Raw genomic sequence first — 16,315 nt, 5'->3', positions numbered from 1 at the left:
GCACGCCGCTTGCTGAGTTGCCTGCCATGACATCCCTACCCGATTCCCGCTCGGAAGGCATCGTGGCGGCTTTTCCCCGGCGCGCGCGGGCCTCCGAACACGAGGTGGCATCACTCGATGCCCAAGCCGCCCGACTGGCCGCGTTGCTGGGCAGACGCTACGTGCCCGATTACCGACCCAGCCGCCACGGCGGCGGGGTGGTTCCCTATTATGTGCCTGATCGCACCATCATAGGCGCCAGGCGCGCCGCCGTGCTGGGCATCGTCAGCGAGACAGACCTTTACGGCGGCGTGGCGCCGCATGCGTTCGTGGCCACCAAATCCATCAGCCACGGACTGGTGGGGCCGCAGGCCTCCCGCCCTGCCAGCTGGTCCATGGCACTGGCGGACATGCTGGGCGACGCCGTGCTGGAAGGCTATACCGCCTTTTGCCCCGAAGACGCCCTGGCCGCAGGACGACGCTTGCTCGCACGCGGCACGGTACGCGTGAAGCCCGCGGACGCCACGGCGGGTCGCGGACAGGTCGTGGTCAGGAGCCTGGATGCGCTGCGGGCTGCCCTGGCCGAGCAATCCCCGCGCTTGATGCAGCGCCTGGGTCTGGTGCTGGAAGAAGACCTGGAGGAAATCGAAACGTATAGCGTGGGCTGGTCGAAAGTGGGCCAGATGGAGATCGCCTACGTGGGCACCCAATCGCTGACCGACGACAATCAGGGCTGCCAGGTGTACGGCGGGTCCGAGCTGCGCGTGGCGCGCGGCGGTTTTGACGCCCTGCGCGCGCTGGATCTTCGCGCGGATGAGCGACGCGCCATCGAGCTGGCGTGCCGTTATGACACGGCGGCCTGGGCCGCCTATCCGCAATTGATCGCATCGCGGCGCAACTACGACGTGGCGATCGGGCGCGCGGCGGACGGCGGCGCGCGCGCCGGCGTGCTGGAGCAATCCTGGCGCGCTGGCGGCGCCAGTCTGGCCGAACTGGCCGCCATGCAGGCCTTCGCGCTGTCACCGGCGCTGATGGAAGTGCGCGCCGAGACCCGCGAACGCTACGGCGCCGGCGAACCCGTGCCAATCGCGCAACGGCTGGTGTTCCACGGGGTCGACAGCGCCATCGGCCAGATCAGCAAATCGGGAGGCATCCTGGAGGCGCAAGATGGCGGCGCATAGCACCCCTACCGCTCTGGAAGTCGACGACGTGTCGCTCGAGGCGACCTTTCTCACTCCGCAGGACAAGGTCCCTGGCGTGCTGTTTATCCACGGCTGGGGCGGCAGCCAGGAATTTGACCTGTCCCGGGCCAAGGGGATCGCCGCGCTGGGCTGTGTCTGCCTGACCTTCGACCTGCGCGGTCATGCGGGCACCCGGGCCCAGCAACTACAGGTGACCCGCGAGGACAATCTGCGCGACGTGGTGGCGGCCTACGACAGGCTGTCGCTCCACCCCGCGCTGGACTCCGGTTCCATCGCCGTAGTGGGCAGCAGCTACGGCGGCTATCTGGCCGCCCTGCTCTGCACGCTGCGCCGGGTGCGCTGGCTTGCGTTGCATGTCCCCGCCTTGTATCGCGACGACGAATGGCTGGTGCCCAAGAACCAGCTCAACCGCGACACGCTGCGCGCCTACCGCAGCGCCTACGTGCCGCCGGAAGAAAACCGCGCGCTGAAGGCTTGCACGGAATTCTCCGGCGACGTGCTGCTGGTGGAAGCGGAGCACGACATCTATATCCCGCACTCCACCATCATGAGCTACCGATCGGCCTTCCGCCGTTCGCACTCATTGACCCACCGCATCATCGACGGCGCCGATCACGCGCTGACGGAAAAGCCGGCGCAACGCGCGTATACCTCGATCCTGGTCAACTGGGTGACGGAGATGGTGACGGGCGCGCGCATGGGCGAGGGCCGGGCGAGCTTCTGAGCGCAAGCGCAATCTCCCTGCCGGCCAAAGACCGATGCGCACGCACCGCGCGCGTGATCGTGGCGCATCGCCCCGACACGATTGCGACGGCCGGGCGCGAGATCTCGCTGGTAGCCGGCAAGGTGGCCAGCGACAGCGGGCTGCCGCCTATGCCGGCTTCCCGAACACGCCGCCGCGCCGCGCCACTAGCGTCGCCTGCGTACGATTGAGCACGCCCAGGGTGCCCAGAATGGCCGACACATGCGTCTTGACGGTCTTTTCGGTCATGTTCAGCCGTTCCGAGATTTCCTTGTTGCGCAGTCCGTCGCACATCAGGCATAGCACCTCGACCTGGCGAGGCGTCAGCGCGCGCAGCAAGGCTGCTTCGTCCTGGTCGCCTGCGGACAGCGCGCGGCGCTGCGGCGGCGCCGCCTCGTTGACCGCTTCCAGCGCGGCGGCCAGCTCCTGGCAGCTGGCGGACTTGTTCAGGAAGCCCTGCGCGCCGGCCTCCAGCGCCCGGCGCATGTCCTCGGGATCTTGCGAGGCCGACAGCACCAGGATGCGCAACTTCGACCGGCGCTGACGCAAGCGTTTGAGCAAGTCGGCGCCAGCCATGTCGGGCAGGTAGAAATCCATGATGACGTGCTGGATCGCCGTATGCCGATCCAGTATCTCCAGCGCTTCCTGGCCGCTGGCCGCGGGATGGATCTCCAGGCCGGCCACGCCCTGGCCCAGCGCCATCACCAGCGCTTCGCGGAACATGGCGTGGTCGTCGACCAATAACACTGCCGTCATTCGGCATCTCCGGGAAGGGGCGCTGCTTCCCTGGCATGCAGCAGGCCCGTCACGTGCTCGCGCAAAGCCTGGACTTGCACGGGCTTGTGCAAGAGCGGCACGCCGCGCGCGGCGGCCTCGGTCAGGCGCGCCGGATCGGTATCGCCGCTGACCAGCAAGGCAGGCAGATCGGGATCGTTGTATTCCTCGCGCAGCCTTTCGATTACGTGAATGCCGGTCTCGTGTTCGCGCAGCCGGTAATCCGTGACGATCAGGGCCGGCGTTTCGGCCAGCGGCAGCACGCGCTCGAACAGCGCATTGCCGCTGGTCGCGGCGATGACGCGGCAGCCCCAGCTTTCGAACAGCATCGACAGGCCCGCCAGGTTCTGCGCGTCGTCGTCCACCAGCAGCGCCAGCTTGCCGCGCAGGCTGTCTTCACTTGCAGGCGCCCGGGGCAGTCCCACATTGGCATCCGTGATCGAAAGGCCTGCCGCGGCCGGATCCGACAGCGGCGCCGTGACCGCGAACACCGTGCTGCGGCCTTCTTCCGAGCGCAGCGCCAGTTCGTGGGCCAGCAGCCTGGCGGTGCGGCGCACGATGGCCAGGCCCAAGCCCAGGCCCTTGCTGCGGTCGCGCTCGGGATTGGCCAGTTGATGGAACTCCCAGAAGACGCGCTCCTGCTCGGCCTTGGGAATCCCCGGGCCGTTGTCCCAGACCTCGATGCGCAATCGGCTTCCGCGCCTGCGGCAGCCCACCAGGACGCGGCCGCCGTCGGAGTGCACGATGGCATTGCTGATCAGATTGCGCAGCATGCGCTCCAGCAGCACGGGATCCGAACGCACGCTGGCCGCGCACGCGCGCACCCGCAGCCGTATCCCCTTCTCGCTGGCCTGCGGCGCGTATTCGGCCTTGAGCTGGTCCAGCAGCGGCTGCATCCTGAACGTCTCGAAACGAGGTTCGATGACGCCGGCGTCCAGCCGCGACAGATTCAACAGCGCGTCGAACAGATGGCCCATCGCCGACAGCGCGCTGGTGATGTTGTCGACCAGATAGCGCCCGTGCCGGGACAGGGGTTCGTTCGCCAGCAAGCCCAGGAACAAGTTCACCGCATGCACGGGCTGGCGCAGGTCGTGGCTGGCCGCAGCAAGAAAGCGGGACTTCTCCAGATCGCTGCGTTCGGCCGCTATCTTCTCCTGGCGCACCTGTTCCAGCAGCGCCAGGTTTTCATAACCCAGCCGCAACGCGTCCAGGTGGGTGCGGTTCATGCGATGGATGAACGCCAGGGTCGCGACCAGATATGCCAGGCCGCCCGTCACCAGCGCCAGATGGATGGCGGAAGGCTGCGCCGCCAGCGCGATGAACATCGGCGCGAAAGCCGGCACTTCGAACGCGTACATCACCGGCAGCATCATGTAGTTCGAATAGATGGCGCCCGTACCCAGTCCGAACAGGATGACGATGAAGAACAGCTGGTACTCCAGCGGGACGAAAAACGTCCAGTAGGCCAGGGGCAGTCCCCACAGGATGCCGGAGCACAGATTCCCGGCCAGCATGCGGCGCACCCAGCGCTGCGCCGCTGACGGGTCGGCGCGATGGCGGTCGTACGCCACCACGGCGGCCCAGCGCAGCACGCCCACGGCCAACGTGGCGCCCAGCCACAGCAGGATCTCGTGGTGGGGCAGCACGCCGATCAAGGCGAATGCGGAAAAACAGGCGCTGATCAGCGACCCGGCCAGGGCGAACGGAAAGCTTCGGCGCAATGCGTCGACCTGCACCTGATGGATGCGGGCGGCATAGGACGAACTTGGCGGCGTGGAAGCGGAAGTCTGACCGATGGTTGGCTGCAATGGCGTGGGGATGTTACGTGCGAGGGACCTGCCGCTTGCGCAGGGGCGGATCGAAACGTGTGCGGATTTTAGACCCATCGTGCGGATTTCCGCAGGCGCTGCGCGATTTTCGTTCGGCATTGACATTCCAACGGTGGAAAACCCCAGGATTTCCGCCTTGGCCCCGGGCGTATGCGCTCCCTGCCCGCTTTCCTGCGGCCGGCACCACGCCCGAGGCGCGCAACCCGTCAGACTCAATCCGACGGCCCGATCCGCGACGACTTGGTGGAAAGATCCGATGAAACTACCCGCATCCAGGCAAGAGCTGCTGTGTAACCTCCGCGACCGGCACAGGCAATTCCGCGTCGAGGCGGCCACCATACGCGCGAGCCTCTACCGAAGGACGGCCGAGGTGGGACATGCTTATCGCATGCCTATCGATGCCGCCACCGTGTTGGTCGACCTCATTCTTTGGAACACGATGATCCTGCAGTTCGCCGCCGCAGGGGCAGGAGATGCCGGCTCCCCCTTCTACAGCAGGGAAGCGATGCTGGACAGATTCTGCCGCCTGACCCACGGCTTCCGACGCGACTTCAACGGCAGCAGCCTGCACAGGCTGCATGAACTGACCCGTCTGGGGCAGGAACGCGTGGTCAGCAGCGTAGCGCGGCATACGGACGCCGCCCTCTTCGCGCCCTCGGGCGCAGGAACTGGAACCTTGGGCGGCCAACTCCAGATTCTGACTTGCATGGCTTATGCCAATGGGCTGTCGAAATTGCGCGCCTGGAAGCAGGCCGTGTAGCAGCATCGCTGCCCGGTCGCCGCGGACAAGGCTTGGGCCGCCGCTTTGACGCGGCGGCCCAAGCCCGGGGACTGGCTATGTCCTCCAGGGCCTGGCGACATTTGGCGGACCCTATGCCCCGGCGGGCATGCGCGCCGAATGCTCGGACCAACCTCCACCCAACGCCTTGTAGAGGTCGATCAGGTTGTTCAGGCGCGTCAGGCGCGTGCGCACCAGGATCTGTTGCGCGCCGTATAGCGAGCGATAGGCCTCAAGCAAGGTGAGATAGTCGTCCACGCCCTCCTGAAACCGCAGTTCCGCCAGCTCATAAGCGCTGCGGCTTGCCGTCACCGCCAACTGCTCCGAACGGATTTGGTCGTCAAGCGTGCGCTTGCCCGCCAAGCCATCGGCCACCTCGCGGAATGCCACCTGAATGGCCTGCTCGTAGTTGGCGATTTCCACCCGCTTCTTTACATGCGCCACGTCCAGGTTGGCCAACAAGGCGCCTCCCCGAAAAATGGGCAGCGTGATGTGCGGCAGGAACGCCCAGGCCCGCGACCCGGAGTCGAACAAGCCGTCCAGAGAGGCGCTGGCGGTTCCCGCCGAGCCCGTCAGGCTGATCGCCGGCAGGAAAGCGGCGCGCGCCGCGCCGATATTGGCATTGGCGCCGCGCAGCATCTGCTCCGCCGCGCGTATGTCGGGCCGTCGGACCAACAACTCGGAGGGTAGTCCGGTCGGCAAATCCGATGGAACGATACCGTCTGGCAGCGTCGTTGCCGCGTCCAGCTGGCTGGACAACTCGGGCGTCAGCGGCTGTCCCAGGAGCAGCACCAGCGCGTTGCGGTCCCTGGCTACTTGTCGCGTGTAGGCGGACCGGTTGGCCTCCGCATTACGCAACGCAATCTCGGCCAGACGCAGGTCGAGCTGCGTCGAGTTGCCGGCCGCAGCCAGATCGGCCGTCAGATCATACGAACGCTTTTGCGTGGCCAGCGTGTCTTCCGTCAGCCGCAACAGTTCCTGGTCGGCGCGCAGCGTGAGGTAGGCATTGGCCACTTCGGCAACCAGGCTCAGCTGCGTGGCGATCCGGTTCTCCTCCAGTGCCAGATATGTGGCCAGGGCCTGATCGCTGAGGCTGCGGATACGGCCCCAAAGGTCCAGTTCCCAGGCGGTCGTCACGCCGGCCACGTCATAGCGCTTCGAGACCTGGCCGTCCTGCGTGGCGCCAAGGTCGCCCGGAATGCGCTCGGATGCGCCACTGGCCGAGACGCTCAGGTTCGGCAGCATCGCGGCGCGCTGGATTCGGTACAACGCCTGCGCCGCTTCGACGTTGAGCGCGGCGCGGCGCATGTCCCGATTGTTGTGCAGCGAGATTTCTATCAATTGCTGCAAGAGCGGATCCCGGAAAAAGTCGCGCCATCCTATGTCGGCCGCGGCCATCGCATCGGGCTTGTGCCGCGCATCCTCGGCATCCGAAGAATAGGTCGCGTCGACAGGCGCAGCGGGGCGTTCGTACTTCGGCGCCAGGGAGCAGCCGGCCAACGCGGCCGCAAGCGTCAGCGGCGCGAGCTTCAGGCAGCGCCGGGAGCGGGTGTAAAGATGCTTCATGTCGTTATTCCTCCTGGCCATCATGCGTGTTGCTTGGCCGAGCGGGTCGCGGCCCGGCGGGCTTCCCGTCGCAGCGCCAATTTGCGCACCACGACGTAGAACACGGGCGTGAGCAACAGGCCGAACAGGGTCACGCCAACCATTCCCGCAAACACTGCGATACCCATGGCATGGCGCATCTCCGCCCCGGCGCCTGTGGCCAGCACCAACGGCACCACGCCGGCGATGAAAGCGAACGAGGTCATCAGGATGGGGCGCAGGCGCAACCGGGCAGCCTCCAGCACTGCCGCCAGCGGATCGGCGCCTTCGTCCTCCTTGGTGCGGGCGAATTCCACGATCAGGATGGCATTCTTGGCGGCCAAGCCGACCAGCACCACAAAGCCGATCTGCGTGAAGATGTTGTTATCGCCGTTGGACAGCCAGACCCCGCCTATCGCCGAAAGCAATGCCATGGGCGCGATGAGCAGCACGGCGAACGGCAGCGACCAGCTGTTGTACTGGGCGGCAAGAATGAGGAAGGCCAACAGCACCGCCAATGGGAAGATGTACAACGCTGAATTCCCAGCCTGCTTCTCCTGGTAGACGAGGTCCGTCCACTCGTAGACCATGCCTTCGGGCAAGGTCTCGCGGACGATGCGTTCTATCGCGTCCGTCGCCTGCCCCGAGGAATATCCCGGCGCGGGACCGCCGCTGATATCCGCCGACGGAAAGCCGTTGTAGCGGATGACCCTGTCCGGCCCGGACCCGCGCGTCAGCGTCACAAAGGCGCTCAGAGGAATCATTTCGCCACTGTCGTTGCGCACCTTGAGCATCCCGATGTCGTCGGCCTGCATGCGGAACGGCGCGTCGGCCTGCGCCATGACCCGGTAGGTGCGCCCGAAGCGGTTGAAGTCATTGACGTAGAGCGATCCCAGATTGATTTGCAGAGTCTCGAACACGTCCGTCAGCGATACCCCCAGGGACTTGGCCTTGACGCGGTCGATGTCCACCTGCAACTGCGGCGCGTTGGTCTGGAAGCTGGCCAGCATGTTCGCCAGTTCGGGAGCCTGCATGGCCTTCGCCATGATCTGCCCCTGCGCCTGGGCCAGCGCTTCGAACCCCAATCCGGCGCGGTCCTCGATCTGCAGCTTGAAGCCGCCCATGGCCCCCAGGCCCGGCACGGGAGGCGGCGGGAAGATACCGAGGAACCCGTCCGGAATCTGACTGAACTTGCCCATCAGCTTTCCGGCGATGGCGTTGGCGGAAAGCGAAGGATCCTGGCGTTCATCGAAGGGTTTGAGCATGGCGAACATCAGCGCCGAGTTCGGCACGTTCACCGGACCGTTGACCGAAAGCCCGGGGAAGGCAACCACGCTCTCCACGCCCGGTTCGGCCAGCGCGATCTCGGACATCTGCTTCACCGCCGCCTCCGTCCTGTCGAGCGAAGCGCCGCTGGGCAACTGTGCGATACCCACCAGGAAGTACTTGTCCTGGGCCGGCACGAATCCGTTCGGCACCTGGTGAAAGCCCAGCCAGGTCAGGCCGACGAAGCCGGCGTACAGCAGCAGCACGATGGCACTGCCGCGCACCGCCCGGCGCACCGTTCCGACGTAGGCATTCGAGGCGCTGTCGAAGAAGACATTGAAGCGCCGGAAGAAGCCGCCCAGCGCCCGGCCCATGATGCGCGTAAGCCAGTCGGCCTTGGCCGCGTCGTGATGCGGCTTGAGCAGGATGGCCGCAAGCGCGGGCGACAGGGTGAGCGAGTTGATGGCGGAGAGTATGGTCGAAATTGCGATGGTCAGCGCGAACTGGCGATAGAACTCGCCCTGCAGCCCGGACAGGAAGGCCGACGGAATGAAGACTGCCGCCAGCACCGAGGTGATCGCAATAATCGGCCCCGTCACCTCGTCCATGGCCTTGATCGCGGCCTGCCTTGGGGATTCGCCCAGGGCCATGTGCCGCTCCACGTTTTCGACCACCACGATGGCGTCGTCCACCACGATGCCGATCGACAGGACCAGGCCGAACAGCGACAGCGTGTTGAGCGAAAAGCCGAACATGTGCATCAGCGCAAAGGTCCCCACCAGCGACACGGGCACGGCCACCAGGGGAATGATGGACGCGCGCCAGGTCTGCAGGAACAGCACCACCACGATGACGACGAGAAGGATGGCCTCCAGCAGCGTGACCGCCACCGATTGCAGCGAGGCGCGCACGAACACGGTGGGGTCGTAGGCGATCCGGTATTCCACATCCTGCGGGAAGCTCTGCTGCAGCTCCTGCATCTTGCCGCGCACCGCATTGGAGACGTCGATGGCGTTGGCGCCGGGACTCTGGATGATCTGCAGAGCGGGCGCCGATTCGCCATCGATCAGGCTGCGCAAGGTGTAGGCATCCGCCCCCAGCGAAACGCGGGCAACGTCGCGCAGCCGGGTAACCTGGCCATCCGCGCCCGTCTTCACCACGATGTCGCCGAACTGCTCCGCGCTGGTCAGACGCCCCAGCGTGTTGACCGTCACCTGGTAGGCCGCCGTGGTATCCGGCTGCTGGCCCACCGACCCCGCGGCGACCTGCACGTTCTGCTCCCGCAGGGCCGCAACCACGTCGCTGGCGGTCAGGCCGCGCGCGGCGACGCTGGTGGGGTCTAGCCAGACGCGCATCGAGTACTCGCCAGCGCCCCAGACCAGCACGTCGCCCACGCCGGGCAGGCGCGCAAGTTCGTCGCGCACCTGCCGGATGGCGAAGTTCGATAGATAGAGCGAGTCGTAGCGTTTTTCCGGCGAAACCAGGTGCACCACCATCAACACGTCGGGTGAGGTCTTTTGCGTGACCACCCCGATGCGCTGCACTTCCTGCGGCAAGCGCGGCAAGGCGCGCGAGACCCGGTTCTGCACCTGGATCTGCGCCATGTCCGGGTCCGTTCCCTGCTTGAAGGCAATGGTGAGCACCATCTGGCCGTCGACGGCCATCTGGGAACTCATGTACAGCATGCCTTCCACGCCGTTGATCACCTGTTCCAGCGGGGCCGCCACGGTATCGGCGATCACTTCCGGATTGGCGCCGGGATAGCTTGCCGTCACCTGTACCGTGGGCGGGGTGACGGCGGGATACTCGCTCAGCGGCAACTGCCAGAACGCAATGCCGCCCGCCAACAGCATCAGCAACGACAGGACGATGGCGAAGATTGGCCGCGCAATGAAGAAATGAGGGAACTTCATGGGCGGGCCTCCGCAGCGGCTACCTGTTGCATAGGCACCATACGCGGCGTGACGCTCATGCCGGGGCGTACCAGCCCCTTGATGATGATCCTCTCACCAGCCTGCAAGCCGGTACTGATCATGCGCAGCCCATCCACCATCTGGCCCAGCTGCACCGCGCGGTACTGGGCCTGATTGTCGGCCCCCACGACCAGGACGTAGTTTTTCCCTTGGTCCGTGCCCACCGCCAGATCATCGACCAGAATGGCTGCGCGCTCGGCGCCGGTCGTCAGCCTGGCACGCGCGAACAGCCCCGGGGCCAACAGGCCATCGGGATTCGGCACGACGGCGCGGGCGCGGATGGTGCCTGTGCCGCGGTCGATCTGGTTGCCCACGAAATCCAGCGTGCCCTTGTGGGGAAAGCCCTGGTCCGTCGCGAGCGCCACGGCGACCGGCAGCGACGCCTTTCCGCCCTGGGAGTCTGGCCGGGCCAGCCTCACGGCGTTGAGGTAGGTCGCTTCGTCTATGTCGAAGTACACGTGCACCGGGTCGATCGAAACGATCGTGGTCAGCAGGTTGGCCGCGCCCCCCGCCCCGCCGTTGACCAGATTGCCTTCGGTCACCATGATCCGGTCGACGCGACCTGATATCGGGGCCGTGATGCGCGCGTAGGACAGATCAAGCCGCGCCGCCGCCACGGCTGCCTTGGCCACCAGGATCTCCGCCTGGCGGGCGTTGCGCGCGGACACGGCGTCGTCATAGGTCTTGCGCGACACCGCGCCGGTCGCCACCAGCCGCTGGGCGCGGTCGAAGTCAGCCTGGGCCTGGCTGGCCAGCGCCTCGGCCTGGCGCAACTGCGCCGCGGCCGTGTCGAGCGCCACCTGGAATGGCCGCGGATCGATCTGGAACAGCTGCTGTCCTTTGCGCACCAGGCTGCCCTCGGGAACGCTGACGGCATCTACCGCGCCGCTGACCCGCGAGCGTAATTCGACGGATTCCGGAGCCGCCAGATATCCGGTGAAGTCGGTCGATGGCGCGATGACACGCTGGATCACTTCGGCGACCGGAACCTGAGGCGCCATCGGCGCGCCCGCGGAAGGCGGCGGCTTGCTTTCATCTCCGGACGCATCACCGGCCGCCCACGCAATGGTTCCGGCCGCCGCGATGGCTCCAGCCACGACAACGATTCTGAATTTTCGACGCATCGACATGCCCCTTCTGTACGGCAGGGCTTCGGCCCTTCCGAAGCGCTCTGCAGAAATTCGGCAAGGCTAGGGATTCCAACGACAGGAAGGTCAAGCATGCGCTGGCGGATGCGGCGGGCTATTGACCTTGCAACTGTTGGAAGCAATAGATTGGGACCGCCGTCTGAACGGCAAAGGGCATCTCGATGCCGTTCCATACCAACCCGAAGTATCTGGAGCAACCCAATGAGCAGTAGAACGGTGGACATCCGGCAGGCGCGAGCCAGGCTGCCGGTTCCGGACGGCCAGACCATACTCGAAGCAGCACTGCAGAATGGCGTTGCCTATCCGCACGGCTGCCGATCGGGCCGCTGCGGCAGCTGCAAATCGCGCCTGATCGAAGGCGCGGTGGAAATGCTGCCGCACTCGCGCTACGCGTTGACGGAAGAAGAAACGCGCTGCGGCTTCATCCTGGCGTGCCGCGCGGTACCGAAGAGCGATGTGGCGGTGGCATGGCTGGGCAACGACGAAGCAGCCGCGGCGCCAATCCAGAATGTGGAAGGGACCGTCGTTGCCATGGACGAACTGACGCACGACATCATGCGCGTAAGGATCCGACCTGAAGCAACGAATACCTTGCCGTTCGCCGCCGGGCAGTATGCCGACATCAGGTTCGGGCCGTCGCCGGCGCGCAGCTACTCGATGGCCAACAGGCCAGGCGATCGCGAACTGGAATTCCACATCCGCCGTGTTCCGGGCGGGGTCGCGTCGGGCTATGTCCACGCCACGCTGCAACCTGGTGAACGCGTGGCGCTGCGCGCGCCGCTCGGCTCCTCGCATCTGCGCGATGGACATTCCGGACCGATGCTCTGCATCGCGGGAGGTTCGGGATTGGCCCCCATCAACTCAATTGTCGAAACCGCGCTCGCGCACGGCATGAGCCAGCCGATTCATGTCTACTTCGGCGCGCGCACGGAACGGGATCTTTACTTCGTCCAGCATTTCGAGGCGTTGGCACGCCGCCACGCCAACCTGAGCTTTGTGCCCGTGTTGTCCGAGGCGCATGCCACGCCATACCGGACCGGCTTCGTCACGCAAGCCGCCGGCGCAGACCTCGCGGACTTGAAAAGCTGGAAAGCCTATGTCGCCGGCCCGCCGGCGATGGTGGAAGCGGCGATGGCTCTGGCGTTCGAGCGCGGACTGAACGTCCAGGACATGCACGCCGATGTTTTTTTTACGCCACAGTAACCAGCCGGACCGGCCCCTCCCCGGCCGGCGGCATGCTTGACCTTCCCATGTTGGAAAGCTCTAGTCTTCTCTCATGCCTCTACCCATTCCTTTGAGCGAGGAGACTCCCATGAACATCGGCGAAGCGTCCAAGACCTCCAAGGTATCGGCAAAAATGATCCGCTATTACGAGCAGATCGGCCTGATACCCGTGGCGCAGCGGAACTCGTCCGGCTACCGCGCCTACAGCCGGATCGATGTTCACCGGCTGCACTTCATCCGCCGTGCCCGCAACCTGGGCTTTTCAGTCGCCGAGACCAAGGATCTGCTGAGCCTCTGGCACGACCAGTCGCGCCAGAGCGCGGACGTCAAGCACGTAGCCCAGGAACACCTGGCTGAACTGGACCGGCGCATCGAAAGCATGCGGCAGATGGCCGACACGCTCGAGGCGCTGATCCGCTGTTGCGCGGGCGACGATCGGCCGAATTGCCCCATCCTGCACACCCTAGAGCAGCCGGACGAAAAAGAACAGGAGCCCGCCGCGCGCGGCGGCGCCGTGCTGCGGAGCGCTCGCAAGGAATCGCCGGCAAAACCCGCATCAGCTTGCTGAGCGCCTGGAATCCGATATGCCAAAAATCACCGTACTCCCGCATGCCGAGCTGGCGCCCGAAGGCGCCGAGCTGGAGGTGCGGGCTGGCACCACAATTTGCGAGGCCCTGCTGGCCAACGGCATTGAAATAGAACATGCATGCGACATGAGCGCCGCCTGCACCACCTGCCACTGCATCGTGCGCAAGGGTTTCGAATCCTTGAACGAAGCGAACGAGTCCGAGGACGACCTGCTCGACCGCGCCTGGGGGCTGGAAGCCCAATCCCGCCTGAGCTGCCAGGCGATCGTCGCGGAAGAGGACCTTACCGTCGCCATCCCCAAATACACGATCAACCATGCGAAGGAAGAGCATTAGGATCTGGCTGAGGTGTCAGGAACTTCGGCCGATGAGCCTTGCATCCTGTCGGCCGCCTGCCTCGTAGATGTCCCATGCCTGTCCGGCGCTGGCGTCATCATGGATCATGGCCATCAGCGCCCGCACCACCGATGACGGATCGGCGTGTTGGTAGACATTGCGGCCATACACCAGCCCCACCGCCCCTTCATCGAGCAACTCGCGCGACCGCTCGAAGACCTGCCGCAGGTCCTCCCGGCCGCCGCCGCGCACCAGCACCGGGCAGCGCGCCGCCTGCACCACGCGGTGGAAATCGCGCGTGGCGGTCGTGGGGTCGGCCTTGACGATGTCGGCGCCCATTTCGCGCGCCAGCCTGACCAGCGTGACGATCTTCTCCGCGTCGCCATCGACCATATAGCCGCCGCGCGCGGAATGCGGCGCCATGACCAGGGGTTCGATCATCAGCGGCATGCCATAGCGGTCGCAGTCCGCGCGTACCCGCGCGATGTTGGCGACGCACTGGCGGAACAGGTCGGGCTCGTCCGGCAGCATGAACAGGTTGACCACCACGCAGGCCGCGTCCATCTGGACCGCAGGCAGCACCGGGTCCTGCTCGTTCTGCAGCACGGCCCACATGACGCGGTGGGTCGTGGCGTTGTAGGGATTGCCCATGTCCAGCCGCATGACCAGCGCGGGTTTGTCGCGGCCGGGGCGTTGCTGGAGCAGGTCGGCCTGGCCATAGTTCAGCTGGATGGCGTCGGGGCGCGCGGCGGCCAGTTGTTCCATCACGGCCGGCATGTCCTCCAGTCCGGACAGGAAGCTGGGTTCATTGCAGACGCCGTGGTCGACGGCGATGTCCAGGCAGCGGCCGCCGTTCAGCAGGCGGTTCAGGCGCGCTTCTTTTCTGTGCAGCATGGGGATTCCTTGTTCAATCCAGTGTTTGCAGATGGCGCCCGGCTGCCAGGTCGATGGCGGCAATGTCTTCAGGCGTAAGTTCCAGCGCGGCAGCGCCGGCGTTCTGCCTGGCCTGCTGCGGCGTGCGGGCGCCGCATAGCGCCACGGTGACCCCGCCTGGGCGCGTGGTCCAGGCGATCATCAGTTGCGAAGCCGAGCAGTCCAGCCGCTGGCGCAGCGGTTCCAGTTCCGCGAAGAAGCCTTGCAGCCGGCTGCGATTGGCAACGCTGAAACGGGGGTTGCCGGCGCGCTGGTCGTCGCCGGTAAAGCGGCGCTCCGGATCGATGGGTCCGGCCAGCAGGCCGAGCGCCAACGAGGAATACCCGAGGATGCCGACGTTGTGGCGGCGGCATAGCGGCATCAGCGTGGCTTCGATCTCGCGGTCGATCAGGCTGTAGCGTTCCTGAATGGCGTCCACCGGGCCATGGCGCAGGTATTCGGCCAAAGTGCCGGGATCCACGTTGCTGACGCCGATGGCGCGGATCTTGCCTTGCCGCTTCAGATCCAGCAGGGCGTCCATGGTCTCGGCGACCGGCGTGCCGGCGTCCTGCCAATGCGTGATGTAGAGGTCGATGTAGTCCGTCTGCAGGCGCGCCAGGCTTTGCTCTACTTCGTGGAAGATGGAAGCGCGGCCCAGGTGGCGGTGCACGGCCTGGCCTTCCTCGTCGAAGAAATGCTCGCCTTGGCGTGTATGCCAGACCAGCCCGCACTTGGTGGCGATGACGGCCTGCTGGCGGCGCCCCTTGAGCGCCTGGCCGACCAGGCTTTCGGCGTGCCCCAGGCCATAGGCAGGCGCGGTATCGATAAGCCGCACGCCCGCGTCCAGGGACGCCTGGATGGCGGCAACGGCAGCCGCATCGTCCCCGCCGCCCCACATCCAGCCGCCCATGGCCCAGGTGCCCAGGCCGACGGATTCGCAGGCAATGCCGGACGCGCCCAGTGTTGTTGTCTTCATCGTGAAACCTTTTTGACGTTCATGAGATGGTCGACGGTGACCGCGGCCAGCAGGATCAGCCCCTTGACGACGTCTTGCCAGTAGGGCGACACGTCCAGCAGGATGAGCGAGCTGGTGACGACCGACAGCAAGGCCAAGCCCAGCACCGCGCCCAGCACGGTGCCCGAGCCGCCCTTGAGACTGGCGCCCCCGATCACCACCGCCGCGATGACGTTGAGCTCCATGCCCACGCCGAAGTTGGGCGTGGCAGCGCCGAAGCGGGCCGTGTAGACCACCCCTGCGACGCCGGCCAAGGTCGAGCACAGCACAGTGACCCAGAACTTCACGCGGCCGGTGCGGATGCCGGCATAGAGCGCCGCCTTTTCATTGCTGCCGGTGTAGAACACCTTGCGCAACAGGGCGGCGCGGCGCAACGCGAAATCGCTGATGACGACGATGGCGGCGAAGATCAGGATGACGGCGGGTATGCCCGCGATGGATCCCTGCCCGATGAACTTGAACTGCGGCGGCAAGGAGAACAGCGATTGCGGCGTGCCCTGGGTGATGGCCAGGCACAGGCCGCGCACGATCACCATGAACGCCAGCGACGCGATGAAATGGCTGAGGCCGATGCGGGTGACGCAGCCGCCGATGAGCGCGCCCACCATCGTGCAGACGGCGATCGCGGCCAGGCTGGCGGTCCATGGGTCCAGTCCCATCAGGAAGAGCTTGCCGGTGATGACCATGGCCAGGCAGACCACCGAGCCCACCGACAAGTCGATGCCGCCGACGATGACCAGTATGGTCATGCCGACCACCACGATGCCTTCGATGGAAAACGACAGCAGCATGGCGCGCACGTTTTCCCAGGTCAGGAAATGCGGCGACGCGAAGCTCATGACGACGCACAGTGCGGCAATGATCAGCAGCAGCCCCGCTTCGCGGAAGCTGCCCAGCCGGCGTCCCGGGCGGGCCCCCGTCGGCAGGCCGGTGGCCGGAGGCATCAGGACTGCTTGCGCCGCCGGC

At 66.0% G+C, this 16,315-nt stretch carries 14 protein-coding genes; 6 read left to right on the top strand and 8 right to left on the bottom strand.

Annotated features, from left to right (window positions below):
• The first annotated feature begins 26 nt into the window (after positions 1 to 26).
• The gene (locus IB268_RS02415) at positions 27 to 1,160 is read left to right on the top strand and encodes a DUF3182 family protein (RefSeq protein ID WP_054455094.1); all 1,134 of its coding nucleotides are present in this window, start codon (positions 27 to 29) and stop codon (positions 1,158 to 1,160) included.
• Complete coding sequence (locus tag IB268_RS02410; RefSeq protein ID WP_054455097.1) at positions 1,147 to 1,905, top strand: S9 family peptidase; 759 nt, start codon at positions 1,147 to 1,149, stop codon at positions 1,903 to 1,905. The genes IB268_RS02415 and IB268_RS02410 overlap by 14 nt, the downstream gene beginning before the upstream one ends.
• Positions 1,906 to 2,052: 147 nt before the next feature.
• Here IB268_RS02410 and IB268_RS02405 read toward each other — a convergent pair whose 3' ends face one another.
• Together IB268_RS02405 and IB268_RS02400 are read right to left on the bottom strand one after the other, a co-directional pair.
• Entirely contained in the window at positions 2,053 to 2,679 is a 627-nt protein-coding gene (locus tag IB268_RS02405; protein ID WP_054455098.1) for a response regulator transcription factor, read from the bottom strand.
• A complete protein-coding gene (locus IB268_RS02400) occupies positions 2,676 to 4,505 on the bottom strand; it encodes a hybrid sensor histidine kinase/response regulator (RefSeq protein WP_192353758.1) in 1,830 nt (609 codons plus the stop codon). Before IB268_RS02400 ends, IB268_RS02405 begins: the two co-directional genes overlap by 4 nt.
• A gap of 277 nt (positions 4,506 to 4,782) precedes the next feature.
• On the opposite strand from IB268_RS02400, the gene IB268_RS02395 reads away from it, so the two are divergent.
• Positions 4,783 to 5,286, top strand: a complete 504-nt coding sequence (locus IB268_RS02395; protein WP_175161176.1) for a ClbS/DfsB family four-helix bundle protein — start codon at positions 4,783 to 4,785, stop codon at positions 5,284 to 5,286.
• A 111-nt stretch (positions 5,287 to 5,397) separates the two neighbouring features.
• Here the strand turns inward: IB268_RS02395 and IB268_RS02390 are convergent, their stop codons facing one another.
• Genes IB268_RS02390 through IB268_RS02380 form a run of 3 tightly spaced genes read right to left on the bottom strand, consistent with a single transcriptional unit; the run spans position 5,398 to position 11,128 of the window.
• A complete protein-coding gene (locus IB268_RS02390; RefSeq protein ID WP_175180424.1) occupies positions 5,398 to 6,870 on the bottom strand; it encodes an efflux transporter outer membrane subunit in 1,473 nt (490 codons plus the stop codon).
• 20 nt (positions 6,871 to 6,890) lie between these two features.
• The gene (locus IB268_RS02385; protein ID WP_125471752.1) at positions 6,891 to 10,067 is read right to left on the bottom strand and encodes an efflux RND transporter permease subunit; all 3,177 of its coding nucleotides are present in this window, start codon (positions 10,065 to 10,067) and stop codon (positions 6,891 to 6,893) included.
• On the bottom strand, positions 10,064 to 11,128 hold the full coding sequence (locus IB268_RS02380) for an efflux RND transporter periplasmic adaptor subunit (protein WP_304515478.1): 1,065 nt from the start codon (positions 11,126 to 11,128) through the stop codon (positions 10,064 to 10,066). Before IB268_RS02380 ends, IB268_RS02385 begins: the two co-directional genes overlap by 4 nt.
• 348 nt (positions 11,129 to 11,476) lie before the next feature.
• Here IB268_RS02380 and IB268_RS02375 point away from each other — a divergent pair, with 348 nt between their 5' ends.
• The 3 genes from IB268_RS02375 to fdx all read left to right on the top strand — a co-directional run bounded on the left by IB268_RS02375 (position 11,477) and on the right by fdx (position 13,422).
• Positions 11,477 to 12,478: a 2Fe-2S iron-sulfur cluster-binding protein gene (locus tag IB268_RS02375; protein ID WP_125471754.1), complete on the top strand. Its 1,002-nt coding sequence runs from the start codon at positions 11,477 to 11,479 to the stop codon at positions 12,476 to 12,478.
• Positions 12,479 to 12,587: 109 nt separating this feature from the next.
• Positions 12,588 to 13,067, top strand: a complete 480-nt coding sequence (gene cueR, locus IB268_RS02370; RefSeq protein WP_054455110.1) for a Cu(I)-responsive transcriptional regulator — start codon at positions 12,588 to 12,590, stop codon at positions 13,065 to 13,067.
• Positions 13,068 to 13,083: 16 nt separating this feature from the next.
• Complete coding sequence (gene fdx / locus IB268_RS02365) at positions 13,084 to 13,422, top strand: ISC system 2Fe-2S type ferredoxin (RefSeq protein WP_054455112.1); 339 nt, start codon at positions 13,084 to 13,086, stop codon at positions 13,420 to 13,422.
• Between the two features lie 15 nt (positions 13,423 to 13,437).
• On the opposite strand, the gene IB268_RS02360 is transcribed toward fdx, so the two are convergent.
• Genes IB268_RS02360 through IB268_RS02350 form a run of 3 tightly spaced genes read right to left on the bottom strand, consistent with a single transcriptional unit; the run spans position 13,438 to position 16,293 of the window.
• On the bottom strand, positions 13,438 to 14,316 hold the full coding sequence (locus IB268_RS02360; RefSeq protein ID WP_054455113.1) for a class I fructose-bisphosphate aldolase: 879 nt from the start codon (positions 14,314 to 14,316) through the stop codon (positions 13,438 to 13,440).
• A 13-nt stretch (positions 14,317 to 14,329) separates the two neighbouring features.
• Positions 14,330 to 15,310 carry an aldo/keto reductase gene (locus tag IB268_RS02355; protein WP_192353756.1) on the bottom strand — a complete coding sequence of 327 codons (981 nt, stop codon included), beginning with the start codon at positions 15,308 to 15,310 and terminating at the stop codon, positions 14,330 to 14,332.
• Positions 15,307 to 16,293 (bottom strand): ABC transporter permease, encoded by a 987-nt coding sequence (locus tag IB268_RS02350; RefSeq protein WP_175161234.1) that lies wholly within the window; start codon positions 16,291 to 16,293, stop codon positions 15,307 to 15,309. The genes IB268_RS02355 and IB268_RS02350 overlap by 4 nt, the downstream gene beginning before the upstream one ends.
• Positions 16,294 to 16,315 lie beyond the last annotated feature (22 nt).

Origin of the sequence: Achromobacter sp. ACM01 (assembly GCF_014851745.1) — a bacterium.
In the GTDB taxonomy this organism is placed as follows: Bacteria; Pseudomonadota; Gammaproteobacteria; order Burkholderiales; family Burkholderiaceae_B; genus Achromobacter; species Achromobacter aegrifaciens.
This window is presented reverse-complemented; position numbering and strand designations above follow the sequence as displayed.

What these genes read in the sequence shown, in the direction of transcription:
- IB268_RS02415 (WP_054455094.1), top strand. Translation starts at nt 27, where the DNA reads ATGACATCCCTACCCGATTCCCGCTCGGAAGGCATCGTGGCGGCTTTT.
- IB268_RS02410 (WP_054455097.1), top strand. Translation starts at nt 1,147, where the DNA reads ATGGCGGCGCATAGCACCCCTACCGCTCTGGAAGTCGACGACGTGTCG.
- IB268_RS02405 (WP_054455098.1), bottom strand. Translation starts at nt 2,679, where the DNA reads ATGACGGCAGTGTTATTGGTCGACGACCACGCCATGTTCCGCGAAGCG.
- IB268_RS02395 (WP_175161176.1), top strand. Translation starts at nt 4,783, where the DNA reads ATGAAACTACCCGCATCCAGGCAAGAGCTGCTGTGTAACCTCCGCGAC.
- IB268_RS02390 (WP_175180424.1), bottom strand. Translation starts at nt 6,870, where the DNA reads ATGAAGCATCTTTACACCCGCTCCCGGCGCTGCCTGAAGCTCGCGCCG.
- IB268_RS02385 (WP_125471752.1), bottom strand. Translation starts at nt 10,067, where the DNA reads ATGAAGTTCCCTCATTTCTTCATTGCGCGGCCAATCTTCGCCATCGTC.
- IB268_RS02380 (WP_304515478.1), bottom strand. Translation starts at nt 11,128, where the DNA reads ATGGCGCCTCAGGTTCCGGTCGCCGAAGTGATCCAGCGTGTCATCGCG.
- IB268_RS02375 (WP_125471754.1), top strand. Translation starts at nt 11,477, where the DNA reads ATGAGCAGTAGAACGGTGGACATCCGGCAGGCGCGAGCCAGGCTGCCG.
- cueR (WP_054455110.1), top strand. Translation starts at nt 12,588, where the DNA reads ATGAACATCGGCGAAGCGTCCAAGACCTCCAAGGTATCGGCAAAAATG.
- fdx (WP_054455112.1), top strand. Translation starts at nt 13,084, where the DNA reads ATGCCAAAAATCACCGTACTCCCGCATGCCGAGCTGGCGCCCGAAGGC.
- IB268_RS02360 (WP_054455113.1), bottom strand. Translation starts at nt 14,316, where the DNA reads ATGCTGCACAGAAAAGAAGCGCGCCTGAACCGCCTGCTGAACGGCGGC.
- IB268_RS02355 (WP_192353756.1), bottom strand. Translation starts at nt 15,310, where the DNA reads ATGAAGACAACAACACTGGGCGCGTCCGGCATTGCCTGCGAATCCGTC.
- IB268_RS02350 (WP_175161234.1), bottom strand. Translation starts at nt 16,293, where the DNA reads ATGCCTCCGGCCACCGGCCTGCCGACGGGGGCCCGCCCGGGACGCCGG.